This is a genomic window from Kribbella amoyensis, assembly GCF_007828865.1.
GTDB lineage: Bacteria > Actinomycetota > Actinomycetes > Propionibacteriales > Kribbellaceae > Kribbella > Kribbella amoyensis.
Genome location: NZ_VIVK01000005.1, coordinates 1 through 25594, shown reverse-complemented (window position 1 = coordinate 25594; position 25594 = coordinate 1). Strand labels below are relative to the sequence as shown.

Below are 25594 nucleotides of genomic sequence, written 5' to 3'. Positions count from 1 at the left end.
GCCCGGACCGTCCGGGCAGCGTCGGTGAGGTTGCGCAGCGCGGCTTCGACCTCGGGGTAGCCGCGGGTCTTCAGGCCGCAGTCCGGGTTGGCCCAGAGGCGGTCGGCCGGGACCGTGGCGAGTGCTGTCGTGAGCAGGTCGGCGATCTCGGCGGTGGACGGTACGCGGGGCGAGTGGATGTCGTACACACCGGGTCCGACGCCGCGGCCGAAGCCGATCCGCCCCAGGTCGGCCAGGACCTCCATCCGCGACCGGGCCGCCTCGATCGTGGTCACGTCCGCGTCGAGGCCGTCGATCCCGGCGATCACCGCGCCGAACTCGGAGTAGCACAGATGCGTGTGCACCTGGACTCGCGCGGGCGCACCGGCGGTGGCCAACCGGAACGCGCCGACCGCCCAGTCCAGGTACTCCTTGTGCTCGGCCTCGCGGAGCGGCAGCAGTTCGCGCAACGCGGGCTCGTCGACCTGGATGATGCCGGTGCCGGCGTCGACCAGGTCCCCGATCTCGTCCCGGAGCGCGAGGGCGACCTGGTCCGCGGTGACCGCGAGCGGCTGGTCGTCGCGGACGAAGGACCAGGCCAGGATCGTCACCGGGCCGGTCAGCATGCCCTTCACCGGCCGATCGGTGAGCGACTGCGCGTACGACGTCCAGCCGACCGTCATCGGGCCGGTCCGGGCCACGTCGCCGTGCAGGATCGGCGGCCGGACACAGCGGGTCCCGTACGACTGGACCCAGCCGAGCCGGGTGGTCGCGAACCCGTCGAGCTGCTCGGCGAAGTACTGCACCATGTCGTTGCGTTCCGGCTCGCCGTGGACCAGGACGTCGAGCCCCAGCTCGGTCTGGACCAGCACCACCCGGGCGATCTCGGCGCGCATCCGCTCGTCGTACGTCGACTGGTCGATCCGGCCCGCCTGGAACTCGGCCCGCGCTCGGCGGACGTCGGCCGTCTGCGGGAAGGAGCCGATCGTCGTGGTCGGAACCGCGGGCAGCCGGAGGGCCTCCCGTTGCGCGGCGGCGCGTTCGGCGTACGGGGCGCGACGCCGGTCCTCGGGCCGGATCGCGGCCACTCGCGCCTGGATCTCGGTATCTCCCGGCTCACGTCCAACGGCCGAGCTCAGGACGCCGCGGTCGTCGTGGAGCGCCCGGCCGAGGAGTACCACCTCGTCGACCTTCTGCGCGGCGAAGCTCAGCCGGTCGCGGACCTGGGGATCGACGTCGGTCTCCACGGCCACGTCGTACGGGACGTGGAGCAGCGAGCAGGACGTCGAAACCACCAGCTGACCAACCGATCCGAGCAGCACCGCGCACCGTGACAGGGCGGCCCCGAGGTCGGTCCGCCAAACGTTGCGCCCGTCCACCACTCCCGCGACCACCGTCTTGCGCTGGAACTCGGGCAGCGCCGCGATCCGTTCGACGGTCCCGGGCGCGGACACCAGGTCGACGGCGATCCCCTCCACCGCGGTGGCCGCCAGCCGGGGGAGTGCGTCGCCCAGGTCGCCGAAGTACGACGCCACCAGCAGCTTCGGGCGCCGGGGGAGCGCGGACAGCCGGTCGTACGCGGACCGCAAGACGTCCAACTCGGCCGGGGTCCGGTCAGCCACGAACGCCGGTTCGTCGAGCTGGACCCACTCGGCGCCGGCCGCGTCGAGTCGCTCGAGCAGTTCCGCGTACACGTCGAGCAGCGGGTCGAGCAGATCGAGCGGGGCGAAGCCGGGGGCCGCATCCGCCGACGCCTTCGACAACAGCAGGAACGTCACCGGGCCGACCAGGACAGGCCGGGTCCGTACCCCGAGCGCGGCCGCCTCGGCGAGCTCGGCCAGCGGCTTGTCCCCGGCGAGCCGGAAGCTGGTCGCGCCGTCGAGTTCGGGGACCAGGTAGTGGTAGTTCGTGTCGAACCACTTCGTCAGTTCCAGCGGAGCCACGTCGCCGGTACCACGGGCCATCGCGAAGTACGTGTCGAGCCGCGACAACCCGAGTTCGCGGAAGCGGTGCGGTACGGCGTCGACCAGATGGGCCAGGTCGAGTACCTGGTCGTAGTACGAGAACGTGTTGCCAGGAACGACGTCCAAGCCGCGGCCGGCCAGGTCGGTGAGCGTGGCGGCTCGTTGCCCGGCCGTGCGGCGCTCGAGTTCGGTGGCGTCGATCGCGCCGGCCCAGTACTGCTCGACGGCGTGCTTGAGTTCTCGCCGGGGCCCGATCCGCGGGTAGCCCAGCACGGTGGTCCCGATCGGACCGATGGATGTGTTCACGTCTCTCTCCTCGCGAGCGCGGTGACGAGGCGCTGGGCTCGCGGGACGGCGACCAGGCGGCACGCCGACGCACGGCAGCCGCTGCAGGCAGGTCCTCCCACGAGACCCTCGACCTCACCGCACACCGGGTGGTGTGCGGACCGAAGGCAGGTGTTCGGACTCACGGGCGGGCCGACCGGATTCGGTCGGCTGGCCTACTGGCCGTCGCTTCCCAGGCCTTGCGGCCCAGTGCTTCTGACGGCGGTCGTTCCCGTTCACCGCTGCGGGGCAGTCCCGGATTCGCGCCAGGTTCCCTGTTGCCTCGTGCCTCGCCGCGCCTCTGCGCGGCCGACACGAACCATCGGCGGCACCGACCTTAGCGCGTCCCGTCGACCCGGTGTGTCGGCCGTCTCACCTCGGCAGCGATCAGTTCTGCCCGTTGGAGAGGAACAGCGTCACCTGGGACCCCGGGGGCGGGCGGTCGCCGGTTCGCGGATCGGTGTAGGCGACGGTGCCCTCGGCCTCCGGGGAGTTCACCCGGTCGCCGGACAGGACGACCTGGTACCCGGCTCGGCTCAGCGTGTCCGTCGCCTCGCCGGGGCTCATCCCGCTGACCGGGGGCAGGGACTTGCCGTCGCCGCCGGTGATCTTGCTGTTCGGCGGGACGAAGCGGCGCAGCGGCATCCCCTGCAGGGCCTTCTCCATCGCGGTCTGCCAGAGCGGGCCCGCGGTCCCGGACCCGGTCGGGTCGGAGATGTCCTGGCCGTCGAGGGTGTGGCCGTACATCAGGTTCGTGTACGGCAGGGTGGCGTCGGCGACGACGGCGGCCGCGGCCAGGTTCGGGGTGTAGCCGGCGTACCAGACGGCCAGGTTGTCCTGGATGGTGCCGGTCTTGCCGGCCAGGTCCCAGTTGCCGAAGTTCAGCCGGCCGCCGGTACCGCCCGGTTCCATCACGGCGCTGAGGACGCGGTTGACGCCGTCGGCGACGGCGGGAGTGAGGACCTGCCGGCAACCGATCCCGGGCGTCTGGACGGGCTTGCCGGACTTGTCCTGCACCGACGTGACCACGGTCGGCCGGCAGTACTTGCCGCGGGCCGCGAAGGTCGCGTACGCGTTCGAGAGCATCAACGGAGTCACGTACCCGACGCCGAGCGTCATCGAGACCACCTGGTCGAGCGGTTCCTGGGTCTGCGCGTTGTACATGCCGAGGTTCGCCGCGATCGTGGCGATCGAGCACAGCCCGGTGCGCTGGGACAGTTGCAGGAAGTACGTGTTGGTCGAGGCCTTCGCGGCTTCGATCATCGTCAGGTTGCCGCTGCGGGTGGAGTTCCGCGGGCGGTAGTTCGGGTCCCGGGTGGAGCCGGAGCAGGTCTTGAACCGGCGTCCACTCAGGTCGATCTGCGCGGGCGAGTTGATCCGGTACGTCAGCGGCAGCCCCTGCTGGATCGCGGCCGCGATCGTGAACGCCTTCATGGTGGAGCCGTTCTGGAACCCGCCGTACCCGCCGGGGTACGACTTCTCCACGTTCAGGTTGTAGTACGTGTGGTTGCGGCCCTTGCCGTACGGCTTGCTCTGCACCATCCCCTTGACCAGGCCGCTGCCTGGCTCGACCACGGTGATGGCCGCGATCGCGGTGTCCGAGACCTTGGCGTGCTCCTTGATCGACGCCTGCGCGGCCGCCTGGATCCGCGGGTCGAGCGAGGTCCGGATGGTCAGCCCGCCGGTCTTCAGGTAGTGCTCGCGCTCCTTCGGGGTACTGCCGAGGGCCGGGTTGTCCAGCAACTTGGCCACCGCGTACTCGCAGTAGAACGGGTACCGCGAGTTGGCGCAGCCGTTCGGGACCTTGCGGATCTTCTTGAAGTCGATCACCGGCGCCTTCCTGGCGTCCGCGGCCTGCTTGGCAGTGATCAGGTTCAGCTCGCGCATCCGGGCGATGACCAGGTCCCGGCGGTCCTTGGCCCGCTTCAGGTTGTTCGTCGGGTCGTACCCGGTCGGGTTCTTCACCAGGCCGGCCAGCATCGCGGCCTGGGGCAGGGTGAGCTTGGCGGCCGAGACGCCGAAGTAGTGCTGCGCGGCCGTCTGGACGCCGAACGCGCCGTCGCCGAAGTTGGCCAGGTTCAGGTACTTCTCCAGGATCTGGTCCTTGCTGAACTGCTTCTCGATGGCGACCGCGTACCGCAGCTCGGTGAGCTTGCGCTCGTAGGTGACGGCGGTGGCCGCTTTGCGTTGCTCGGCGGTGTCGGCCTTCTCGATCAGGCTCATCTTCACGTACTGCTGGGTGATGCTGGAGCCGCCCTGCTGGACCGAGCCCTCGCTCCGGTTCCGGATCAGCGCGCGCAGCGTGCCCTGGGCGTCCAGGGCGCCGTGCTCGTAGAAGCGTGAGTCCTCGATCGCGACGATCGCGCGCCGCATGATCGGGCTGATCTGGTCCAGCGGCACCGGGACCCGGTTCTGTTCGTAGAGGGTGGCGATCCAGGTCCCGTCGGCGGCCAGCATCTTGCTGCGGACGGCGAGTGGAGCGGTCTCCAGGTCCTGCGGCAGGTTCTGCATCGAGACGGCCGCCTTCTGGGTGGCGAACCCGGCGAACCCCGCGAACGGAATCGCCAGCCCCGCGGCCAGCGCACCAGCCAGCACGCTCACGCCGAGGAACACGACCAGCGACCGAGCGCGACTGCGGACACCCCTTTCGGCTGTGCGCATACCACAAGGCTAACGGAGGAGGTGGAGGCGGGTCAGGACTCGCCGCAAATTAGGTTAGGTTAACCTAACCGCCATGATCGCTCGACGCATCGGAGTTGCGGCTGCCCTGCTCGCCCTCGCGACGACGTTCGCGGGGTGCGGGACCGGCCCGGAGGAGGCGAGCGCGGACGAGCCGTTCGCCCGCGTGGCCACGAAGTTCGGCGAGGTGAAGGTCCCTTCCGAGCCGAAGCGGGTGGTCGCCCTCGGCTGGGGCGACGCGGAGACGGCGCTGGCGCTCGGGGTCCAGCCGGTCGGCGCGAGCGACTGGCTCGCCTTCGGCGGTGAAGGGGTCGGTGTCTGGGCGAAGGGGATGTACCAGCAGGCGCCGCAGCTGATCGGCACGCTCGAGCCCGAGTACGAGAAGATCGCGGCGCTGAAGCCGGACCTGATCCTCGACGTGAAGTCCAGCGGCGACCAGGCCCGGTACGACACCCTCGCCGCGATCGCGCCGACGGTGGGCGTCCCGGCCGGCGCCGAGCAGTACAAGCTGTCCTGGAAGCAGCAGACCGAGCTGATCGCGGCGGCGCTGGGCCGGTCCGCCAAGGGACGCGAGGTGATCGACGCGGCCACCAAGAGCTTCGAGCAGGCGGCGAGCGAGCACCCCGAGTTCGCCGGGAAGACGATCACGCTGGGCGCCCGGACCTCGGCGGGCTACGGCGCCTACGTGTCCGGGACCGGGCGGGTCGAGTTCGTCCAGCGGCTCGGGTTCAAGAACAACCCGGAGATCGACGCGCGGAAGACCGAGAAGTTCTCCGTGCCCGTCTCGCGGGAGAACCTGCAGCTGCTGGACGCGGACCTCACCGTCGTCACCCCGATCGGCGTCGACGCCGGGCAGATCGGCGCCGACCCGCTGTACCGCGCGATCCCCTCGGTCAAGGCGGGCCGCGCGGTGGTCTTCACCGACAAGACGATCAGTTCGGCCTTCGCGACCGACTCGGTCCTGTCCGTCGGGTACGCCCTCAAGGTCGTCGTCCCGCTCTTCGCCAAGGCGCTGCAGCCGGCTTCGTAGTCGGTCCGCGCCAGAGGGCTTGACCTGGAGTCCACTCCAGATTGCAGGCTCGGTGCTACACGCCTTCGGGACAAGGGAGTAGCACCATGAGCACCAACGCAGAACGGGTCGCGGACCGGGCCGTCGGGGATCGGACCACGAGCCCGCTTGGCATCGGCTGCTGGGCGATCGGCGGCCCGTTCCGGTTCGACGGCCGCCCGGCCGGCTGGGGCGAGGTGGACGACGCGGAGAGCATCCGGATGATCCACGCCGCCGTCGACGGCGGGATCCGGTTGTTCGACACCGCCGACGTCTACGGCACCGGTCACAGCGAGCGCGTCCTCGGCAAAGCGCTCGGCCAGTTGCCGGCCGGGGCGCGGGACGATGTCATCGTGGCGACGAAGTTCGCGCTCCAGTTCGACGAGACCACGCGGACCGGGGCCGGGGAGGACGTCTCCCCGCCGGCGATCCGGTCCGCTTGCGAGGCGAGCCTGCGGCGGCTGGGGACGGACGCGATCGACGTGTACCAGTTGCACGGCGGCGTGAGTACCGGGGCCGTGGCCGACGAGGTGGTCGCGACGCTGACCGAGCTGGTTGCCGAGGGCAAGGTCAAGGCGTTCGGGACGAGTGCGGACGTGCCCGAGGTGATGGCGAGCTTCGCCCAGTCGCCGCATGCCGTGACCGTGCAGACACAGATCAACGTGTTCGGTCACCAGCCGGAGGTCCTCACCGCGGCCCATCAGCACAACTTCGCCGTCCTGGCCCGGAGCCCGCTCGCGATGGGTCTGCTCACCGGCAAATACACGCTGGCGAACCGGCCCGCCCTCGACGACGTCCGGCGCGACACCCCGTGGTGGACGTACTTCGACGACGATGCGATGGGGGAGTGGCTCCAGCGGCTCGACGCGGTCCGCGACCTGCTCGGGACCGGCGGCCGGACCTTGACCCAGGGCGCGCTCGGCTACGTCTGGGCGCTCGACCCGGCGATCATCCCGTTGCCCGGGGCGCGCACCGCGGCCCAGGCGGTGGAGCACGCCGAGGCCGTCGCGTTCGGACCGTTGCCGACAGCAATCAGGGAGCAGATCGACGAGCTGCTGGCCGATTCGCCCGACCGGCACTGAGCCGTCCACCGCCGGGCGACCGAACCGCGGCGACGCCGGCCGGGCGTGAGATCGTGGGACCTGGATCGGCGGTTCGGCGGGAGCCGCCGGGAAGGATCGCCGATGACGCAGGACAGCAGAGCCGGCGCGGCGCCGGAGCGGCGGCGGCCCGCGACCATGTACGAGGTGGCCCGGCTGGCCGGGGTCTCCCACCAGACGGTGTCGCGGTACCTGCGCAAGGAGGCCGTGAGCGCCGAGACCTCGGCCAAGGTCGCGGCCGCGATGGAGCAGCTGGACTACCGGCCGAACCTCGCCGCCCGGGCGATGCGGACCCGTCGCGCGCACCGGATCGTCGTCGTCCTGCCGGAGTCGACGGCCGCGATGCCGGTCCGGATGCTGAAGGGCGCGGCCGCCGCCGCGCACGAGGCCGGGTACCTGCTCGACGTGGTCAGCCTGGAGGGTGACGCCACCGCCAGGGCCGCCCGGATCAGGACGCTGTTGCACCCGGAGAGCGTCGACGCCATCCTCTCCTTCACCCCGTTGTCGGAGGAGACCGGTGGCGTCGACCTGTCCGCGTTCGCGGTCCCGATCGTGATCGACGGCGAGTACGACGACAACATGCGCGCCCGGGGTCTGCTGGCCGACGCGACCCCGGCCGCGGACATCGTGAAGTACCTGGCCGGGCTCGGGCATCGCCGGTTCCTGCACGTCGCCGGACCGGCCGCGTGGACGTCCGCGCGGAACAGGCGCACCGTGTACGAGCGGACCGTCGCCGAGCTCGGCCTGGAGTCGTACGGCGTGGTCGAGGGGAACTGGAGCATCCAGTCGGGCTGGGACGCGGCCACCCAGGTCCTGCCCGGTTCGGGGGTGACGGCCGTCTTCGCCGCCAACGACCAGGCCGCGTTCGGCGTCATCCGCGGGCTGCAGGAGCAGGGCATCGACGTACCGGGGGAGGTGAGCGTCTTCGGCTGGAACGGCGACGAGATCGGGCGCTACCTGGACCCGGCGCTGTCGACCGTGGAGGTGGATCGCGCGCTACAGGGCCGGGAAGCCGTCAGGCGGCTGCTCGCCTTGTTGCAGGGCGAGGAGCCGCCTGTTCCGCCGGCCGCGTCGGACCTCAACCGGCTGGTCATCCGCGCGTCGACCGGACCGGCTCCGAAGAACTAGTTGTACCCGGTCATGAGGTTGGTTGCAGTCGGGTGATGGGTGGGTGTCCTCCGAGTGCGGTGTGTGGGCGTTGAGTGTTGTAGGACTCGAGCCAGGGTGCAAGTGCGGCGGTGCGTTCGGTGTTGGTGGTGAAGACCTGCCGGTAGGCCCACTCTGTTTGCAGGGTCCGGTTGAGGCGCTCGACCTTCCCGTTCTGCCAGGGGCAGTGGGGTTTGATGAATTTCTGGGTGATGGCGTGGGTGGCGCAGACCTCGCGCAGTGACCAGCGGTAGGACCAGGCGTTGTCGGTCATCAACCGTTCGATCCGGGTGATGCCGTGCGCGGCGAAGAAGGCGATGGCGCGGGTCAGGAAGCCGGCGCAGGTGGGGCCTTTCTCGTCGGGCAGGATCTCTGAGTAGGCCAGCCGGGAGTGGTCGTCGACGAGTGAGTGCACGTAGTCGAACCCGACCCGGGTGCTGCGGTCGCGGCGGGTCGAGGCGCTGGCGCGGCCGTGTGCGCGCCAGCCGCCGCCGTCGGGGATCCGGCCGATCTTCTTCACGTCCATGTGGACCAGTTCGCCTGGCCGGTCCCGCTCGTACCTGATCGCGGTGGTCTTGGAGGCCCGGATCACCTGACCGGTGATCGGGTCACACACGGCCAGATGCGGCACCCGGTGGCGGCGCAGGATCCGCGACACCGTCCGGGCCGGTACCCCGGTCTGGGCCGCGATCGGTTCCGGACCGAGCCGCAACCGCTCCCGCGCGTCCAGGACCCGCTGCTCGACCTCGGCCGGCGTACGCCGCGGACACCGATGCGGCCGCGACGACCGGTCCCGCAGACCCGCCTCGCCTTCAGCCTCGTACCGATCGAGCCAGGTCTTCACACACTTGCGCGACACACCCATCGCCTTCGCGATATGCGCCTGCGCCCACCCGGCCCGGTGCCGCTGCACGATCAGCAACCGGCCATGAAACGTCGTACGCGCGTTACGGTGGGACACGAGAACCTCCGGTGAGTGTGAAGCCTTCGACAAGCCACACCCCAACCGGAGGTTCTCCTCACGTCAACCCCACCCCACCTGCCACCAACGTCTCGACCCGGTACAACTAGTGCCCTAGTCCGGCAGTTGCCCGCGGACCTCGTCGTACTTGCCGGCGATCACGTCGTCGAGGGTGACCTTCCCGCCCGTCGTGGCCGAGACGTATACGGCCCGGACCGTGGCCAGGGCGACCAGCGCGTCGTCCACGGTGACGGCGGGCGGCCGGTTCTCGTCGATCGCGGCGAGCAGGTCGACGTACTGCCGGACGTGCCCGTCGGTGAACTGGGTCGCGTCGACCCCGGCCGAGGTGGTCGCGTCGGTGAACTGGGCGGCCTGGTTGCCACCGCCCTGCAGGCCCATGTCGGCGCCGCCGGAGTCCTGGGCGGCGTGGAAGTACTCCAGCTTGTCGCCCTCGATGACGGCGGACCCGCGGTCCCCGTGCACCTGGAGCCGGACGGCCAGCCCCGGGTACGCGGAGGTGGTCGCGTGCAGCACGGCCAGCGCGCCGCTCTCGAACCGCAGGGTGGCGGTGACGATGTCCTCCACCTCGATGCCCTGGTGCGCGAGCAGCCCGAACTCGGCGCTCACCGTCACCGGCCGGCCGAGGAACCAGAGCAGCAGGTCGAGGGTGTGCACGCCCTGGTTCATCAGGGCGCCACCGCCGTCGAGCTCCCAGGTGCCGCGCCAGTCACCCGAGTCGTAGTACCCCTGGGAGCGCCACCACGGCACGCTCGCCATCGCCGAGGTGATCCGGCCGAAGTCGCCGGCCTCGATCGCCCGCCGGACGATCTCGCTGGCCGGGTCGAACCGGTGCTGGCTGATCACGGACGCGACCTGGCCGAGCGCGGCCGCCTTCTCCGCCAGCCGGGCCAGCGCGGTACCGCGCCGGGCGTCGACGTCGAGCGGCTTCTCGATCAGGACGTGCGCGCCGCCCTCGAGCGCCTCGGTGGCGTGCTCGACGTGCAGCCCGCTCGGGGTGGCGACCACGACGAGGTCGATCTTGTCGGGACCGTCGAGCGCGTCCGCCAGCGACGAGTACACGGCCGGCCTGGTCCCGGCCTTCTCGGCGGTCTGGTCGGCGAGGCCGTCGGCGCGGGTGGTGTCCACGTCGATCAGCGCGGCCAGCCGGAGCCGGGGGAGGGTGAGGACCGCGTTGGTGTGGGTCTTGCCGATGACGCCGCAGCCGATGATGGCGACGGCGAGGGGCTGGCCGGTCATACCAGGCTCACTCCACTCCGGTCGGTGAGCGACCGGAACGCCCGGGCCGCGCGACCGAACTCTATCGGCCCGCTCCAGCCGCCGAGGTTGTTCGCGGAGGCCAGGTGCGGTTCCAGCGAGGCGAAGCCGACGAAGCCGCGGTCCCGCAGCCCGGCGATCGTCTCGGCCAGTTCGCCGTCGCCCTCACCGGCCGGGACGACGACGCCGTCGGCGAGCCGCGCGTCCTTGACCTGGAGGTACTCGACGTACGGCGCCAGCGCCTCGAAGCCCTCGCTGAACGGGCGGACGCCGACCTGGACGAAGTTGGCGTTGTCCCAGGCGATCTTCAGCGCCGGCGACCCGACCGAGGTGATCAGGTCCAGGCAGCGCGACGGGATGTCGCCGTAGATGTCCTTCTCGTTCTCGTGCAGCAGCACCACGCCGGCCTGCTCGGCCCGCTTGGCCAGCGCGCTCATCCGCTCCAGCGTGGCGTCCCGGACGTCCTCCGGCGCGACACCGTCCGCGCGGTAGAAGGAGAAGATCCGGATGTACTTGGTGTCGAGCGCCTCGGCGGCCGCGATCGCGCGGTCCAGCCGCTCCACCTCGTGCTCGACCGGGAGGTCGACCTGGACCTTGCCGATCGGCGAGGCGATCGCGGAGACCCCGACGCCGGCGTCGGTCAGCTCCGTGCGCAGCCGGTCCAGCTGGGTCTTGTCGAGCTCGACGATGTTCGTCCCCCACGCCGACCGCACCTCGAGGTGCCGGGCGCCGAGCGCGAGCAGGACAGCGGCCTGGATCCGCGGATCCTGGTCGATCTCGTCGCCGAACCCGGACAGGGTCCATTCCACCGTGCCGGAGTCGCCAGCTGTCATCGGGCCGACCTGCCTTCCCGCCCACCGGGCGAAAGGCCGTCGCTCTCGGGACCCCGGCGGAACCCGGGTCAGGTTACGCAGTCGGAGGTGGTCCGGGCAAGCGCTTGCCTACCCTTCGAGCGGGGGGACGTTATCGATAACACATTACCGCCCCGGACTCTTGTGTGAACGATAACTCGCGCTCTAGGGTGCCGGGCAGACCCGACCGACGAAGGAGCCGGCTGATGACGCGATGGTTGCCTCAAGCAACGGTGAGGGCGGCGTGACCGCGCCGCGGGTGGTCAACGACAACGGGGCCTGGTGCTGGTTCCAGGACGAGCGGGCCCTGGTCGACCCGGCGGAGCAGCTGTTGGTGGTCGGCTCGATCGCGGCGGCGGAGGGACCGGGCGGCGCCGAGCGGGCCGGCAACGTCGAGCTCACCGTGGTCGACCTGCGGACCGGGGCGAGCGAGGTCGTCGTGCTGCACGAGCGGCTCGAGATCGACGACCACGACGTGCCGGCGTTGTGGCGGCGCACCGACGGCCGGTGGCTCGCGGTGTACACCAAGCACAAGAAGGACGACCTGACCCGCTGGCGGGTGAGCGAGCCGGGTGATCCGCGGAAGTGGGGGCCGGAGCAGACGTTCGACTGGAGCGAGCTGACCGGCGGCCGCGGGGTCACGTACTCGAACCTGCACGAGCTGGACGGCCGGCTGTACTGCTTCGCGCGTGCCGTGAACGACGACCAGTGCGCGCTGGTGTCCGACGACGAGGGCGACACCTGGTCGTACGCGGGCAAGCTCTTCACCCGGCCCAAGGTCGGGTACGTGAACGGGTACACCCGGTACGTGTCGACGCCGACGCGGATCGACCTGGTGACCACGGACCACCACCCGCGTGACTACGACAACTCGATCTACCACGGGTACCTCGAAGCGGGCGCCTTGCACCGGACCGACGGGACCGTGGTGGACCAGGCCGTACTGGCCGGGGAGGCGCCGTCGCAGGCGGAGCTGACGACCTTGCTCGCGGCCGGGTCGGTGTGGGACGGCGAGCCGATGACGCACTGCTGGACCACCGACATCCGCCGGGCCGAGGACGGCACACTGGCCGCGATCGTCACGGCGCGGCAGGACAGCCCCGAGAACCCGGCGGACGCGTTCGAGCGGATGCGTCAGGTCGAGGATCACCGATTCTTCTACGCGCGACTCGCACCGGGCGGTGAGTGGCAGGTGCACCAGTTGGCGAAGGCCGGGCCCGGGTTGCTCCCGCACGAGCAGGACTACACGGGCCTGGTCGCGCTCGACCCGTACGACCTGGACTCGCTGTACCTGTCGGCGCCGATCGATCCGCGCGACGGGACCGCCCTGGCGCACCACGAGATCTTCCAAGGCCGCACCTCGGACGGTGGCGCGTCCTGGACCTGGACGCCGGTCACCGAGAACTCCGACGGCGACAACCTGCGCCCGATCGTCGCGCCGGGCGATCCGGACCGGGTCCCGCTGCTCTGGTTCCGCGGCACGATGACGGCGTCCCAGCACTACACCTGCGAGGTCGTCCTGCTCGACCAGCCGCGCGCGTAGAGTCGGGAGAGAACCGGCCGGAGCACCAGGCACTCACCAGGGTGTTGCCCTGGCTCGATCCGGTGGGGCGGGGCGGCACCTTGGCGGGGTGGCATCGGCCGGTGTCACCTCCACGCGAGCCAAGGGGTGCGGGATGGACACGAACTTCGACGCCATCGTCATCGGCGGCGGGTCGCCCGGCGAACACTGTGCCGCCGCGATCGCCGAGGACGGTACGCGGGTCGCGATCGTCGAGCGGGAACGCCTCGGCGGGGAGTGCTCGTACTGGGCGTGCATCCCGTCGAAGACCCTGCTGCGCCCGGGCGAGGCGGTCGCCGCGGCCCGGGACGTACCGGGTGCGAAGGAGGCGGTGACCGGCTCGATCGACGCGAACGCGGTGCTCGACTGGCGGAACTTCATGGTGTCCGACTACTCCGACGCCGGGCAGGAGTCCTGGGCGGCCGGTGCGGGGATCGCGGTACTGCGCGGCGCCGGCCGGCTCGCGGGCCCGAACACGGTCGAGGTCGGCGGGCAGAAGTACACGGCCGAGCACATCGTCATCGCCACCGGGTCGGACCCGGTCGTCCCGCCGGTTCCGGGACTGCGCGAGCTGCCCGGTCTGTGGACGAACCGGGAGGTCACCGGGATGACCGAGCTCCCGCGCCGGCTGCTCGTCCTCGGGGCCGGACCGACCGGGGTCGAGATGGCCCAGGCGGTCGCGCGGATGGGCGGCTCGGTCGTCCTGGTCGAACGCGGCGACCACGTGCTCCCCCGCGAACCACGAGCACTCGGCGAGGCCGTCCACGCCGGCCTGACCGAGGACGGTATCGAGCTGCGCTGCGGGCAGGAGGTCGCCGGGGCGAGCCACGACGGGTCGGAGTACGTGCTCGCGTTCGCCGACGGCTCGCAGGTGCGCGGGGACAAACTGCTGGTGGCGACCGGGCGGCAGCCGCGGACCGCCGGCCTCGGGCTGGAGACGGTCGGGATCACGCCGGGTCCCCACGGTATCCCTGTCGACGACCGGCTGTCCGCGGGCCCGAACCTCTGGGCGATCGGCGACGCGACCGGACTCTGGCAGCTCACCCACGTCGGCAAGTACCAGGGCCGCGTCGTCGCCTCGAACATCCACGGCCGGCTGCGGCGCGCGCAGTACGAGTCGGTGCCGCGGGTGGTGTTCTGCGACCCGCAGGCCGCATCGGTCGGTGAGGCCGAGGGACCGTACACGGCGACCGTCCAGCTCTCCGGGGTCGCGCGGACCGCGACGTACACGCGGCACTACGACACGCGACCCGGGTTCCTCACCCTCGTCTCGGACGGGAGCCGGCTGATCGGCGCCTACGCGGCCGGGCCGGAGGCGGGGGAATGGTTGCAACAGGCAACGCTCGCGATCCGGGCCCGGATCCAGCTACCGGTCCTGCTCGACGTGATCCAGCCGTTCCCGACGTTCTCCGAGGCGTACCTGACCGCGCTGCGTGATTTGGAGAGCCAGGTCGCCAAGCAGAGGAAGCAGGCCGCGGCGATCGCCTGATCAGCCCGCACCCGGATCCATCAGAGCCGACCGGCGAGCCGGGTGAGGATGGCGGCCGCGGGTTCTTCCGTGGCGTGCCGGAAGCCGGTGCCGGCCCAGAGGTGCAGTCGTTCGGGGTCACCGGCGGCCGCGGCGGCTTTGCGCAGACCGCTGGTGAGGTGGTGCAGCGCGGGATAGCCGTACGGGGCCACTTCGCTGTACTGGTCGGTGAAGGTGCTCCGCAATGCGCGGGCGGGTCGTCCGGTGAAGGCGTGGGTGAGGACGGTCTCGGTCCGCGCGGGGTCGGCGAGGGCGGCCTTGTGGGTCGCGGAGGTACCGGCCTCGTCGCTCCGCAGGAGAACCGTGCCGACCATCGCCGCGTCGGCTCCGGCCCGGATCACGGCAGCGACGTCCTCGGCCGTGGCCAGGCCGCCGGCGGCGATCACGGGGAGACCGGTCGCGCTCCGGACGGCGGTGACGAGATCGGCGATCGGGGTGGTGGCGAGCGGCCTGGCCGGGGTGAAGGTGGCCGAGTGACCACCCGCGGCGGCGGCCTGGACCGCCAACGCGTCGACCCCGACCGCGGCCTTCGCCTCCTCGACCGAGGTGACCGACTGGACGACCAGCGCGCCGGATCGGCGAAGGGCAGCCAGGTCGGCCGGGCTCGCCGGACCGAACGTCAGGCTGACCACGGGGACCGGATTCGCCCGCAACAGGTCCAGCTTGTCGTGCCAGTGGTCGTCGTCCTCGACCGCCACGGTGGAGTCGAGCCTCACGCCGAGCCGCTCGGCCTCGGGTGCGAGCACCTCGGCGTACCGGCGGAAGGCGGCCAGGTCGACCGGTACCGGGTTGGGGGCGAAGAGGTTGACGCCGAACGGGACGCCGCTCGCCTTCATCGCGGCGAGTTCGTCGGCGAGGACCTGCGGCTGCTTGTACCCGGCGGCCAGGAAGCCGAAGCCACCCGCCTCCGCGGCCGCGCGAACCAGCGCCGGCGTCCCGGCACCCCCGGCCATCGGCGCGGCGATCACCGGCAGGTCCAGGTCGAGGAACGTGCTCATCGGTACTCAGCTCCCGAAGCTCTTGGGTCGGACGGGACCACGGCCCCGGCCATCCATGCTCGCCGATGCGCCGGAGCGCGGCGACGCCGGGCAGGTCCGGAGGCCTGCCCGGCGTCGGTCGGTGCTTCGGGTCAGCGGGCGGCCTTCTCGATCAGGCGGGTGACGTCGTCGGGGTGGGAGATCAGCGAGACGTGCGAGGACTTGACCTTCACGACCTTCGCGCCCGCGTTCTTCGCCATCGCGAGCTGGGCTTCCGGGGTGATGATGCGGTCCTGCGTGCCGACCAGTGCGTAGGACGGGATCGTCTTCCAGGCCGGCGGGCCGGACGGCTCGGTGATGATCAGCAGGGAGGCCGGCCGCTGGGTCGCCTGCAGCATCATCGCCTGCCGGCGCGGCAGGTCCTGGGCGAAGTCGTCGAAGAAGACCTTCGGCAGCAGGTACGTGTCGACCACGCCGGCCGGCGCGCTCGGGTACGGGACCAGCTTGAACACCGAGGCCGGATCCGTGAACGCGCCCGCGAGGGCCGAGTCCTCACCGGCGAGCGGGCCGAGGACCTGTCCCTCGTCGGGGATGAACGCGTCGATGTAGACGAGCGACTTCACGTTCGGGAGTCCGGTGGCCGCGTTCGTGATCACGGCGCCGCCGTACGAGTGGGCCGCGAGCACGATCGGTCCGCTGATCGTCTGCAGGAAGTCGCGGATGTAGGCGGAGTCGGCGGCGAGTCCGCGTAGGTTGTTGGGCGGTGCGACCACCGTGTACCCGTCGTGCTGCAGGCGCTTGACCACGTCGGCCCAGCTGGTCCCGTCGGCCCACGCACCGTGCACGAGCACGATGGTCGGCTTCGGGTGCCGGCCCGACGAGCCCGCCTCGGCGGACGTGACACCGAGGGGGACGAGCAGCAGAGCGAGGATGACCGCGGTGAGGCGGACGGTCCGGGAACCGGTTCTGCGCAGGGCGTTGCTCAGCATGGCAAACCTTCCGATCGGCGGAACATGACGTGGGCCGCCCACGCAGGACCCCTCCCCGGCAAACGCCCCTGCGGACCAACCTCCGACGAAGCCAGCTCCGATGTCCAGCGGTCGCGAATGGTAATCCCTTCACCTCTTGGGTTCTGGCGGTCGGCAACGACTGACGGCAATCGGTTGCTCAGAGCAACCTGTCATGCGTTTGATCAGGACGGCACGGCCCGGTCAAGGACGGCGCGCGGTCTTGACAGCGTCGCGGGCGCAGGCGTACCGACGTACCAGGGGCATCACAGCGACAGCGTGCAGTGAGGGGGACTCGTGGCAGTCCTGCGATGGGGCTCGGGGTGGCGGCGGCGCCGGTTCGCGGGGGCCGCCGTGGTGCTGGCTGGGCTGCTGCTGGTGGGTGGCGCGTACGCCGCGGTCGCACCGGACAACGCGGTCGCGGACCAGTCGTCCAAGTCGCAGCTGATCGAGGAAGGCCGCAAACTCTTCGCGGTCGGGTGCTCCAGCTGTCATGGTCTGCACGCCGAGGGCGGGACGGACGGGGAGGGCCGGATCGCCGGGCCACCGCTGATCGGGGTCGGTGCGGCGGCGGTCGACTTCCAGGTCGGGACCGGGCGGATGCCGGCGGTCCAGCCGGGCGCCCAGGTCGAGCAGAAGCCGCGGGCGTACACGGAGGCCGAGACCGAGGCGCTGGCCGCGTACGTCGCGTCGCTGGCCCCCGGTCCGGCGATTCCGCCACCGCAGTACTACGACGTCAGCCAGGTCACCGACGAACAGCTGGCCCGCGGCGGCGAGCTGTTCCGGACGAACTGCACGGCCTGCCACAACTTCGCCGGCCGTGGCGGCGCGTTGCCGAACGGCCGGTACGCGCCGTCGCTGATGCAGTCGTCGCCGAAGCACATCTACGAGGCGATGCTCACCGGCCCGCAGCAGATGCCGGTCTTCTCCGACCAGGTGCTGTACCCGGAGGACAAGCGCGCCATCATCGCCTACATCGTCGAACTCCAGCAGCAGACCGACCCGGGCGGCTTCGGCCTCGGCCGGCTCGGCCCCGTCTCCGAGGGCCTGTGGGGCTGGGTGGTCGGAATCAGCCTGCTGATCGCCGTCGCGATCTGGATCACCGCCAAGGGCGTCCGGGCGAGACGCGCCCAGCACAACGAGGAGTAACCCCGGCGTCACCCGAAGCGGGTGAAGCGGGAGCCGAGGCAACCCCCGGTCCGGGGGATCCGGCTCCGGCCCGCTGCTCGGACGATGGCGACACATGGCCGCTACAGCCACGGCCAGTACTGACGGGGCCAGGACGGACGGGGCCAGGGCGGACGGGGCCAGGACGGACGGGGCCAGGGCGGACGGGGCCAGGACGGACGGGGCTGGTATGGACGGGGCTGGTACGGACGGGGCTGGTACGGACGGGGGTGCCGAGGAGGCTCGGCGTGGGGCCGGGTGGTCGCCGTTGGTCGTGGCGCTCGTGGTGGTGTCGTTGCTGGCCTTGATCGCGGCGGTCGGCTGGGTGCGGAGTACCGGGAACGGCGGCGCGTGCGAGGCCGGGCCGGTGGCGACGAAGGCGATGCCGTCGGTGGTGACGATCTACGCGCAGGCGGCGAACGGGGTCCGGGGCAACGGTTCGGGGCAGTTCCTGGACACCGCGGGCCACGTGCTGACCAACAACCACGTGATCTCGAAGGCCGTCGGCGGCGGCAGCGTCACGGTCCTGCGGCCGAACGGCGAGGAACTGCGGGCCACGTTGGTGGGGCGCGACATCTCGACCGATCTCGCGGTCCTGTCGGTCCAGCCGCAGTCCGCGGTGACGCCGATCGCGTTCGGTCCGGCGCCCGCGATCGGCGACCAGGTGTTCGCGATCGGGGCGCCGCTCGGCCTGACCGACACGATCACCGCCGGCGTCCTGAGTGCCCAGGGCCGGTCGGTCCGGGTCCCCGCGGACGGCACGATGACCGCGTTGCTGGTGTCCGCGTTGCAGACCGACGCGGCGATCAACCCGGGCAACAGCGGCGGCACCCTGGCCAACTGCGACGGCGAGCTGATCGGCGTACCGACGGCGGGTGCGACCGCGGACGACTCGCTCGGGCGGCCGGTCGCGGGCAGTATCGGCCTCGGGTTCGCGATCCCGGGCGACACGGCGAAGAGCATCGCGGACCGGCTGATCGCGGACGGCCGGGTCCAGCACGGCGACTTCGGCCTGGCCGTGGTACCGATCTCGCGTGGAGAGAGCACGATCGCACCGGACGCGCTGTACGTGTCGAGTGTGACGCCAGGTGGACCTTCGGCACGTGCGGGTCTTCGGCAGAGCGACGTGATCACCGCGCTGGACGGCGAGACGGTGTCGAGCGGGGACCAGGTGCAGGAGATCTCGCTGTCCAAGTCGCCGGGGGAGACGGTCGAGGTGCAGTACGACCGAGGTGGTGCGGCGCAGACCGCGACGGTCACACTCGGCGAGTGAGCCTCAGGGGATCACGGCGACCGGGCAAGTGGCGTGCTGGAGTACGGCGTGTGTGACGGAGCCGAGGAACGAGCCGGGGAAGGAACCGTTGCCCCGGGCACCGACGACGAGCAGCTGTGCCGAGCGGGCGGCGTCGAGGAGTACGTTCGCGGCGGGACCGTGGACGATCCGGTCGGACAGGTCGAGCCCGGGATGCTCCGCGGCCTGTTTGGCGAGCAGTTCCGCGATCTCGGGGAGCTCGTCCGGCGGATCGGCGCGCTGGTCCTGCCACGTCAGCACGGCGACCAGCCGGGCACCGGCGGCCACGGCATGGTCGAGCGCGTACCGGGTCGGCGCGACCGAGGCCGTACCGTCGATCCCCAGCACGATCCGCGGGACACCGCGCGGACCCCAGTCCGGCGGGACGACGACGAGCGGGCACGGTACATGAGCGGCGAGGTGGAACTTCCCCGATCCGGCGGCCAGGTCCTCGCCCGGGTCGGCCCGGCCGGACCCGACCACCAGGCCGGCCGCTGTGGTTGCCTCACGCAACAGAACCGGGACCGGGTCACCGATCACCGCGGCCAGCTCGATCGGCAGGCCGGTGTGGTCGAACAGGATCCGCTCCGAGGCCGCCAGCAGGACCTCCTCGGCGTGCTCGCGGATCTCGCCGAGCTCCCGCAGGACGGCGTGGCCGGCCGGCCAGGGCGGCGCGTGGACGATGCGCAGACCCAGCCCACGACGCTGGGCCTCGCACGCCGCCCAGCGGACGGCCGGAGCGGTTCCCGGTGATCCGTCGTACCCGACGACGACGCAGTCGGACATGACGACCTCAGCGGACGATCGCGACCGGACAGGGCGCGTGGTGGAGCACACTCTGACCGACGGAGCCGAGCAGCAGCCCGGTGAATCCACCGCGACCACGCGAGCCCACCACGACGAGATCGGCCGACTGCGCCTCGGCGAGGATCGCCCGGGCCGGATGCCCGTCGACCAGTTGCGGTTGCCACGGGACGTCCGGGTGATCGGCGACCGCGCCGGCGACCGACTCGGCCACCAGCAACCGGCTCGACTCCTCGACGTCGTCGTCCTCGAACTGCAACGTCGACCGGCCGTCCTCCAGATGTGTCATGAACGGGCTGGACCACGCGTGCACGGCGATGATCTTGGCCCCGATTGCGGCGGCCTGGTCGAAGGCGAAGTCGATCGCCCGGGCCGACGTCTTCGAGCCGTCCACCCCGACGACCACGGTCCGCTCCCTGGCCCGGGGCCGGACGTCGGGCGGGATCACGACGACCGGGCACTGCGCGTGCGTACCGACCTGGACCGCGACCGATCCGACCAGCAGCCCGGACCATCCGCCGAGCCCGCGGGACCCGAGGACGACCAGGCGGGCGTGCGCCGTCTCCTCGATCAGGGTCTGGGCGGGACCGCCCTCGACGAGCAGCGTCTCGACAGTGAGTCCTGGGTGCCGCCCGCGGATCCCGTTGGCCAGCGTGCGGAGACCGCGCTCCCGGGCGGTCCGCAACGCCGCCAACGGGACGACCTTGCCCGGGTGCCGGGGCTCGGTCGAGACGACCAGCGCGGACGCCTCCACGATCCGCAGCGGCAACAGCAGCCGGACCGCCTCGGCCGTGGCCCACTCGAGCGCCGCTTCCGCGCCGGGCGAGCCGTCGTAACCGACGACGACGGACGAGGTCTGTGCGGTCATGGGCCCCTCCTCGGACAAGCTCCCCTCGACCCTCCCGCCGGGCCGCGGACCTCGGCAGGGCTGGAGGTCCCGAACCACCCGGGCCCTTCGCCGCACCTGCGCCACCTGGGTTGCCGCCGTGTCCGCTTTGTGGAGACGGGTCCCGGGGACGGTCCCGAGCGGCCGGGTCCTATGGCACCCGAGGACGGGCCGACGGCCCCTGCCACCGGCCCACCGGAACGCGCGACTCTCGAAAGGTCAGCACGCGGGGATCGCCGTGGTTCCCGGTGCCGGCGACGATGTCCGCGGGTCCAGGGGACAGCCGCGGATCTGCTGGAGCGCGTTGAGGGGCGCGTATCTCCGGCGAGGGTGCCGTGCGACCGATCACCTCACCGGTCGCACGGCATCTCTTCGTTCCGGACCCGCCCGGTGGTACCAGCGGTCAGCGCAGGCCGGCCGCGTGGTCGGGGATCTCGGTCTGCATCTCCCGGGGCGTCCGCTCGTACCCCTTCGACGGGGGCCGCGGCGGCAGGTCCAACGGGGCCCGCTGGACCTCGTGGTACGGGATCGTGGACAGCAGGTGCGCGATCATGTTGATCCGCGCGGTCCGCTTGTCCTCGCTCTCCACCACGTACCAGGGAGCCTCCGGCCGGTCGGTCTGGAGGAACATCTCGTCCTTGGCGCGGGAGTAGTCCTCCCACCGGGTGATCGACTCCAGGTCCATCGGCGACAGCTTCCACCGCCGCATCGGGTCCTCCAGCCGGCTGCGGAACCGGTTCTCCTGTTCGCTGTCGCTGACCGAGAACCAGTACTTGCGCAGCAGGATGCCGTCCTCGACCAGCAGCCGTTCGAACACCGGGGCCTGCCGCAGGAACCGGACGTACTCGTCGTTCGAGCAGAACCCCATCACCCGTTCGACGCCGGCCCGGTTGTACCAGCTGCGGTCGAACAGGACGATCTCGCCGGCTGCGGGGAGGTGCTCGATGTAGCGCTGGAAGTACCACTGGGACCGCTGCCGCTCGGTCGGCGCCGGCAGCGCGGTGATCCGGGCGACCCGTGGGTTCAGGTACTGGGTCACGCGCTTGATCGTGCTGCCCTTGCCGGCCGCGTCCCGGCCCTCGAACACCACCACGACCCGGGCGCCCTCGGCCCGGACCCACTCCTGCAGCTTGACCAGCTCGGCCTGCAGCCGCAGCAGTTCCTTGGTGTAGACCTTCTTCGGCAACCGGCTCTTCTTGCCGCCCTTCGGCTGCGCGTCCTTCACCGTCATCTCCCGACCTCCCGTGTCACGGTGCTGCTTCGACCGTAGCCGCCGGAGGGAATCGTCGAACCGTGAGTCCGGCTCAGTCGCCGAGGCCGCGGCTCGGATCGTGTGTGCGGCCGGTGGCCTGCGGCCCCCTTGCTCCGTCGATTCCGCTGGTGGCTTGCCTGACCGCTCCGGCCGCTGGTGAGTTCGGCGCGAGGACCTGCTGAGGAGTCAGCGTCGCCTGGATCGGACGGGCCGTCTCGGCCGCTTTCTCCTGCGTCGGTACTGGGGGTACGTCCTGGCGGGCCTGCGGGGAAGCCGAGACCTGCCGGCCGGCTTGATCGGCGGCTACCACCGCTTGTCGCGCGCCGGCTGCCGCGTTGTTGGCGTTGGCGGCACGCCAGGTGGTCGCGCTCGCTGCTGCCAGGCCGGCCGCGACCGGGATCGCACCCGTGGCTCCAGCGACACCCGCCGCCGCGAACCCCGCTGCGGCGGCGACCTTCTGCCCTCGGGATCGCTCGCCCGCGAGCTGCTTGGCAATGACGGCTGTCGTCTGCTCCGTCGCGACATCCGAAGGCTGCGCTGGTCCGCCGCGAATCTGCTCCGCGGCGGTTCGACACCGGTCCGAGCTCTTGACCAGCTGATCGAGTACCTCGCGTGAGGGCCTGCCGGAGGCCCGGGACAGGGAGCCGACCAGCTTCTTCGCGCCGTCGATCGCGGCGTAGTCGGGGCTCAGGATGCGCCGGATCGGTGGGTAGACCTTGCCTGCCGACGTGGCCCACGAGTCTGGCTGGAGTGCGTCGTTCAGCTGGGTGTCGGCCCAGGCGCCGGGCAGGCCCTTGGCCACCGCCGTCTCGGCGCGCTGACGGGTGGGGTCGTCTCCTGGCAGGTTCGCCGGGGTCAGCGCTGCCTTGGCGGCCGCGGAACCGAGAGCGTGCAGTGCGTTGCGCGCCTGCAGCCTGGTGAGGTAGCCGGGTTGCCGGTTCTCTGAGGAGGCCAGGAACAGCCGGTCGAGCGCTCGCCGATGCCGGCCGGCGACCCGGATGGTGCCGTCGGTGTCCACCCCGGTGGTGAATCCGTCCCGGACGCCCCGCGGCTGGAATCCGAGGGCTCCACCGAACGTGTCCAGGACGTGGGTCACGGCCCGATCGCGGCTCGGTACCGGAGCTGTGTCAGACATTGCTGAAGTGTAGGTAGCCCGAGGTCCACAGCGCGGGGATCGTGCGCCCAGGATGGATCACTGCCGATCCGCCGCACCTGCCTGGACCCGCGGCCAGGAACTGCCCGAGTCAGGCGATCCGGACCGCGACGACGCCCTGGACGGTGTGGGCGAGGACCTCGGCGACGCGGCGTTGGTGCGCGTCGGCCGGGCCGGTCACGGTGACGATCCCGTCCTGGACGGTGACCAGCCAGTCCGCGCACTCGGTCTCGACCAGCTCGCGGACCTCGGCCTGGATCCGGTCGTCGCGACCGGCCAGCAGGTGGACGACGTCGCTGCGGCTGATCATCCCGACCACCTTGCCGTGGTCGACCACCGGCAGGCTCTTCACCATCGTCGACCACATCAGATCGACGGCGGAGTCCAGCTCGTCGTCGGCCTGGACGGTGGCGACCAGGTGGTTCATCACGTCGGCGACCCGGCGGGCGGGTGCGTCGGTGACCCGGCGGAGCGCGCTGATCGGGACCTTGTCGTCGAGCAGCGCCTCGTCCGGGACCAGGTCGGCCTCGCCGACGATCCCGACCAGGGTGCCGGCCTGGTCCAGGACCGGCATCGCGGTGATCTTCCGGTCGTCCAGGATCCGCAGCGCGGTCCCGAGCGGCATGTCGCTCGTCACGGTGATCGCGGGAGACGTCATCAGGTCCCGGATCAGCATCGTCACCACCTCGTTCCGCCCCCGGACGCCGCGGCCGGGGTCATCCTCCGATCGCGGCGGGCGGGATGACCGCCACCGGGCAGGTCGCATGGTGCAGCACGGTCTGGCTGACCGACCCGAGGATCATCCCGGCGAACCCGCCCCGGCCCCGCGAGCCGAGCGTGACCAGGCTCGCGTCCGCGGACAATCGCAGCAGCTGGTCGGCCGGATGCCCGGTGACCGGGGCGAACTCTGCCGCCAGGTCACCGGCCCGCTCCCGGACCCGGGTCCGTACGTCCTCGGCCGGCCCGTCCCCGACGACCAGCTGCTTGGCCACGGCGACCCGGATCGGTACGCCGTGCCGTCGGGCGTGGTCGAGACCGAAGTCGAGCGCGGTGGCCGCGGCCTCCGACCCGTCGTACCCGATCACCACGGGCCCTGCCGCGCGGTCGGGGTCGTCGCCCTGGTCCGGGCGGACCACGACGACCGGGCAGCGCGCGTTCGCGGCCAGCTCCAGTCCGGTCGACCCGATCATCGCGCCCAGCCTGGTGCCGAGACCGCGGCTGCCGATCACGACCAGGTCCGCCGAGCTCGATACACCGACCAGGACCGCGGCCGGGAAGCCGTCCCGGCGCACCCCGCGCACGGTGACCCCCGCCTCGAACTTGCGGGCCAGCTCGACCGAGTCCTGGACGATCTTGTCGGCTCCCGCGCGGAGGCCGGGCGCCATGTCGCTCGGCCCGAGCGGGACCTTGAACAACGGCCACACGAACGCGTGCAGCAGAACGAGTTCCGCGTCCCGGGCCACCGTCTCGGCCGACGCCCAGCGGATCGCGGCCTCGGCGGCCGGTGAGCCGTCGATCCCTGCCACCACACGCCCGTACCTCATTGGCCTGACCTCCCCAGGGCTGCCGTCCTGCTCACACCATGCGCCGCCGCCGGAAGTGGCCCTAGAGGCGAAGGTCCCGGGTCCGGGCCTCCGTTCAGCGCACCACCGCGACCGGACAGGGCGCGTGGTGGACCAGGGCGCGGGACGTCGATCCCAGCAGCAGACCGGCGAACGCGCCGCGCCCCCGGGACCCGACGACGAGCAGCTCGGCCGCCTTCGCCGCGGCGATCAGGACGTCGGTCGCGTGCCCGCGGACGAGCTCGCGCCGGACCTCGAGATCGGAGTACCGCTCCGCGTGCCCGGCGACCGATTCGGCCAGCAGCGCGGTGTTCTCCTGCTCGAGCATGTCGAGGTCGTAGACCAGGGGAAGCTGGTCACCGTGGCCGAGGCGGACCGGGTCGTGCCACGCCATCACCGCGGTCACCGGCAACCGCCGGTCCTCCGCCGCGCCGAAGGCGAAGTCGATCGCGGCCACCGACAACTCCGACCCGTCGACGCCGACCACGACCCCGCCCGAGGCCTCGTGCGGGGCCCAGCCCGCCGGGACCACGACGACCGGGCAGTCGGCGTGCGTCGCCACGTGCGCCGCGACCGACCCCATCGCCAGGTCGCGGAACTCGCCCAGCCCGCGCGAGCCGAGCACGACCAGCGCCCCATCCGTTGCCTGCTGCAACAAAGCCGGCGCGGCCTCGCCGAAGACGACCAGCGCCTCGACGACCAGGCCGGGGTGGGTCCCGGGGATCTCGGCACGGACCCGGTCGAGCAGCAGTTCCGCGTTGTGCCGCAGGGGTTCGGTGGGCAGCGGGGACCCGGTCCCCATCGGGCCGGTCATCGTCGGCCGCGGCAGCACATACGTGAGGCGCAACCGGGCCCGGCGGAGAGCGGCTTCGTCCGCGGCCCAGTGCAGGGCGGCGACACCGGCTGGTGACCCGTCGTACCCGACCACGATGATGTCGGCCATCCGCTCCGCCCCGTTCTCGGTCAACGACCGGTCGATCTCCGATGCCGTGCCGTGGCCGGGACCGTCGGCCGATGCCAGGGCGCCGCCTCGATCGCGTGGATCGCGGCGGCCACGTCGGCGGCCCAGCGCCGGATCT

Annotated in this window: 21 protein-coding genes and 1 riboswitch; of the genes, 7 read left to right on the top strand and 14 right to left on the bottom strand. The window is 71.6% G+C overall.

Going from position 1 to position 25594, the window contains the following annotated elements; translation table 11 throughout:
* Both metE and FB561_RS37520 read right to left on the bottom strand, forming a co-directional pair.
* Nucleotides 1-2249: 5-methyltetrahydropteroyltriglutamate--homocysteine S-methyltransferase (gene metE, locus FB561_RS37525; protein WP_238335351.1), on the bottom strand; the 2249-nt coding region annotated here is incomplete at its 3' end.
* Between the two features lie 128 nt (nt 2250-2377).
* A riboswitch (cobalamin riboswitch) is annotated at nt 2378-2606 on the bottom strand.
* A 48-nt stretch (nt 2607-2654) separates the two neighbouring features.
* Complete coding sequence (locus FB561_RS37520; RefSeq protein ID WP_145814869.1) at nt 2655-4928, bottom strand: penicillin-binding protein; 2274 nt, start codon at nt 4926-4928, stop codon at nt 2655-2657.
* Between the two features lie 73 nt (nt 4929-5001).
* Here FB561_RS37520 and FB561_RS37515 point away from each other — a divergent pair, with 73 nt between their 5' ends.
* The 3 genes from FB561_RS37515 (at nt 5002) to FB561_RS37505 (ending at nt 8222) form a co-directional block, all read left to right on the top strand.
* Nucleotides 5002-5976 carry an iron-siderophore ABC transporter substrate-binding protein gene (locus tag FB561_RS37515; protein ID WP_145814868.1) on the top strand — a complete coding sequence of 325 codons (975 nt, stop codon included), beginning with the start codon at nt 5002-5004 and terminating at the stop codon, nt 5974-5976.
* 86 nt (nt 5977-6062) lie between these two features.
* Complete coding sequence (locus FB561_RS37510) at nt 6063-7076, top strand: aldo/keto reductase (protein ID WP_145814867.1); 1014 nt, start codon at nt 6063-6065, stop codon at nt 7074-7076.
* A gap of 102 nt (nt 7077-7178) precedes the next feature.
* The gene (locus FB561_RS37505; RefSeq protein ID WP_202881041.1) at nt 7179-8222 is read left to right on the top strand and encodes a LacI family DNA-binding transcriptional regulator; all 1044 of its coding nucleotides are present in this window, start codon (nt 7179-7181) and stop codon (nt 8220-8222) included.
* 10 nt (nt 8223-8232) lie between these two features.
* Here FB561_RS37505 and FB561_RS37500 read toward each other — a convergent pair whose 3' ends face one another.
* The 3 genes from FB561_RS37500 to FB561_RS37490 all read right to left on the bottom strand — a co-directional run bounded on the left by FB561_RS37500 (nt 8233) and on the right by FB561_RS37490 (nt 11309).
* Nucleotides 8233-9201, bottom strand: a complete 969-nt coding sequence (locus FB561_RS37500; RefSeq protein WP_145808826.1) for an IS481 family transposase — start codon at nt 9199-9201, stop codon at nt 8233-8235.
* Nucleotides 9202-9315: 114 nt separating this feature from the next.
* Nucleotides 9316-10458 (bottom strand): Gfo/Idh/MocA family protein, encoded by a 1143-nt coding sequence (locus tag FB561_RS37495; protein ID WP_145814866.1) that lies wholly within the window; start codon nt 10456-10458, stop codon nt 9316-9318.
* Nucleotides 10455-11309: a sugar phosphate isomerase/epimerase family protein gene (locus FB561_RS37490; RefSeq protein ID WP_145814865.1), complete on the bottom strand. Its 855-nt coding sequence runs from the start codon at nt 11307-11309 to the stop codon at nt 10455-10457. The genes FB561_RS37495 and FB561_RS37490 overlap by 4 nt, the downstream gene beginning before the upstream one ends.
* Before the next feature lie 232 nt (nt 11310-11541).
* On the opposite strand from FB561_RS37490, the gene FB561_RS37485 reads away from it, so the two are divergent.
* Both FB561_RS37485 and FB561_RS37480 read left to right on the top strand, forming a co-directional pair.
* Nucleotides 11542-12870, top strand: a complete 1329-nt coding sequence (locus FB561_RS37485; protein ID WP_145814864.1) for a BNR-4 repeat-containing protein — start codon at nt 11542-11544, stop codon at nt 12868-12870.
* Nucleotides 12871-13003: 133 nt separating this feature from the next.
* The gene (locus FB561_RS37480; protein WP_145814863.1) at nt 13004-14377 is read left to right on the top strand and encodes a dihydrolipoyl dehydrogenase family protein; all 1374 of its coding nucleotides are present in this window, start codon (nt 13004-13006) and stop codon (nt 14375-14377) included.
* Nucleotides 14378-14397: 20 nt separating this feature from the next.
* Here FB561_RS37480 and FB561_RS37475 read toward each other — a convergent pair whose 3' ends face one another.
* Together FB561_RS37475 and FB561_RS37470 are read right to left on the bottom strand one after the other, a co-directional pair.
* Complete coding sequence (locus FB561_RS37475; protein WP_145814862.1) at nt 14398-15414, bottom strand: NAD(P)H-dependent flavin oxidoreductase; 1017 nt, start codon at nt 15412-15414, stop codon at nt 14398-14400.
* Between the two features lie 131 nt (nt 15415-15545).
* Entirely contained in the window at nt 15546-16382 is an 837-nt protein-coding gene (locus tag FB561_RS37470) for an alpha/beta fold hydrolase (RefSeq protein ID WP_145814861.1), read from the bottom strand.
* Between the two features lie 324 nt (nt 16383-16706).
* On the opposite strand from FB561_RS37470, the gene qcrC reads away from it, so the two are divergent.
* Nucleotides 16707-17549, top strand: a complete 843-nt coding sequence (gene qcrC / locus FB561_RS37465) for a cytochrome bc1 complex diheme cytochrome c subunit (RefSeq protein WP_202881042.1) — start codon at nt 16707-16709, stop codon at nt 17547-17549.
* A 208-nt stretch (nt 17550-17757) separates the two neighbouring features.
* On the top strand, nt 17758-18840 hold the full coding sequence (locus tag FB561_RS37460; RefSeq protein WP_145814860.1) for a S1C family serine protease: 1083 nt from the start codon (nt 17758-17760) through the stop codon (nt 18838-18840).
* A 3-nt stretch (nt 18841-18843) separates the two neighbouring features.
* On the opposite strand, the gene FB561_RS37455 is transcribed toward FB561_RS37460, so the two are convergent.
* The 7 genes from FB561_RS37455 to FB561_RS37425 all read right to left on the bottom strand — a co-directional run bounded on the left by FB561_RS37455 (nt 18844) and on the right by FB561_RS37425 (nt 25482).
* Nucleotides 18844-19644 carry a universal stress protein gene (locus FB561_RS37455; RefSeq protein WP_145814859.1) on the bottom strand — a complete coding sequence of 267 codons (801 nt, stop codon included), beginning with the start codon at nt 19642-19644 and terminating at the stop codon, nt 18844-18846.
* A gap of 7 nt (nt 19645-19651) precedes the next feature.
* Nucleotides 19652-20530, bottom strand: a complete 879-nt coding sequence (locus FB561_RS38420) for a universal stress protein (protein ID WP_145814858.1) — start codon at nt 20528-20530, stop codon at nt 19652-19654.
* A gap of 421 nt (nt 20531-20951) precedes the next feature.
* A complete protein-coding gene (gene ppk2 / locus FB561_RS37445) occupies nt 20952-21779 on the bottom strand; it encodes a polyphosphate kinase 2 (protein WP_145814857.1) in 828 nt (275 codons plus the stop codon).
* Nucleotides 21780-21852: 73 nt separating this feature from the next.
* Nucleotides 21853-22935: a hypothetical protein gene (locus FB561_RS38135; RefSeq protein ID WP_170284971.1), complete on the bottom strand. Its 1083-nt coding sequence runs from the start codon at nt 22933-22935 to the stop codon at nt 21853-21855.
* A gap of 109 nt (nt 22936-23044) precedes the next feature.
* On the bottom strand, nt 23045-23629 hold the full coding sequence (locus FB561_RS37435) for a CBS domain-containing protein (RefSeq protein ID WP_170284970.1): 585 nt from the start codon (nt 23627-23629) through the stop codon (nt 23045-23047).
* 40 nt (nt 23630-23669) lie between these two features.
* Nucleotides 23670-24497 (bottom strand): universal stress protein, encoded by an 828-nt coding sequence (locus FB561_RS37430; protein WP_145814855.1) that lies wholly within the window; start codon nt 24495-24497, stop codon nt 23670-23672.
* A gap of 94 nt (nt 24498-24591) precedes the next feature.
* Nucleotides 24592-25482: a universal stress protein gene (locus FB561_RS37425; RefSeq protein ID WP_238335350.1), complete on the bottom strand. Its 891-nt coding sequence runs from the start codon at nt 25480-25482 to the stop codon at nt 24592-24594.
* Nucleotides 25483-25594 lie beyond the last annotated feature (112 nt).

What these genes read in the sequence shown, in the direction of transcription:
- FB561_RS37460 (WP_145814860.1), top strand. Translation starts at nt 17,758, where the DNA reads ATGGACGGGGCTGGTACGGACGGGGCTGGTACGGACGGGGGTGCCGAG.
- FB561_RS37480 (WP_145814863.1), top strand. Translation starts at nt 13,004, where the DNA reads ATGGACACGAACTTCGACGCCATCGTCATCGGCGGCGGGTCGCCCGGC.
- ppk2 (WP_145814857.1), bottom strand. Translation starts at nt 21,779, where the DNA reads ATGACGGTGAAGGACGCGCAGCCGAAGGGCGGCAAGAAGAGCCGGTTG.
- FB561_RS37485 (WP_145814864.1), top strand. Translation starts at nt 11,542, where the DNA reads ATGGTTGCCTCAAGCAACGGTGAGGGCGGCGTGACCGCGCCGCGGGTG.
- FB561_RS37475 (WP_145814862.1), bottom strand. Translation starts at nt 15,414, where the DNA reads ATGAGCACGTTCCTCGACCTGGACCTGCCGGTGATCGCCGCGCCGATG.
- FB561_RS37510 (WP_145814867.1), top strand. Translation starts at nt 6,063, where the DNA reads ATGAGCACCAACGCAGAACGGGTCGCGGACCGGGCCGTCGGGGATCGG.
- FB561_RS37435 (WP_170284970.1), bottom strand. Translation starts at nt 23,629, where the DNA reads ATGCTGATCCGGGACCTGATGACGTCTCCCGCGATCACCGTGACGAGC.
- FB561_RS38420 (WP_145814858.1), bottom strand. Translation starts at nt 20,530, where the DNA reads ATGACCGCACAGACCTCGTCCGTCGTCGTCGGTTACGACGGCTCGCCC.
- FB561_RS37490 (WP_145814865.1), bottom strand. Translation starts at nt 11,309, where the DNA reads ATGACAGCTGGCGACTCCGGCACGGTGGAATGGACCCTGTCCGGGTTC.
- FB561_RS38135 (WP_170284971.1), bottom strand. Translation starts at nt 22,935, where the DNA reads ATGTCTGACACAGCTCCGGTACCGAGCCGCGATCGGGCCGTGACCCAC.
- FB561_RS37515 (WP_145814868.1), top strand. Translation starts at nt 5,002, where the DNA reads ATGATCGCTCGACGCATCGGAGTTGCGGCTGCCCTGCTCGCCCTCGCG.
- FB561_RS37495 (WP_145814866.1), bottom strand. Translation starts at nt 10,458, where the DNA reads ATGACCGGCCAGCCCCTCGCCGTCGCCATCATCGGCTGCGGCGTCATC.
- FB561_RS37430 (WP_145814855.1), bottom strand. Translation starts at nt 24,497, where the DNA reads ATGAGGTACGGGCGTGTGGTGGCAGGGATCGACGGCTCACCGGCCGCC.
- FB561_RS37505 (WP_202881041.1), top strand. Translation starts at nt 7,179, where the DNA reads ATGACGCAGGACAGCAGAGCCGGCGCGGCGCCGGAGCGGCGGCGGCCC.
- FB561_RS37470 (WP_145814861.1), bottom strand. Translation starts at nt 16,382, where the DNA reads ATGCTGAGCAACGCCCTGCGCAGAACCGGTTCCCGGACCGTCCGCCTC.
- FB561_RS37520 (WP_145814869.1), bottom strand. Translation starts at nt 4,928, where the DNA reads ATGCGCACAGCCGAAAGGGGTGTCCGCAGTCGCGCTCGGTCGCTGGTC.
- FB561_RS37455 (WP_145814859.1), bottom strand. Translation starts at nt 19,644, where the DNA reads ATGTCCGACTGCGTCGTCGTCGGGTACGACGGATCACCGGGAACCGCT.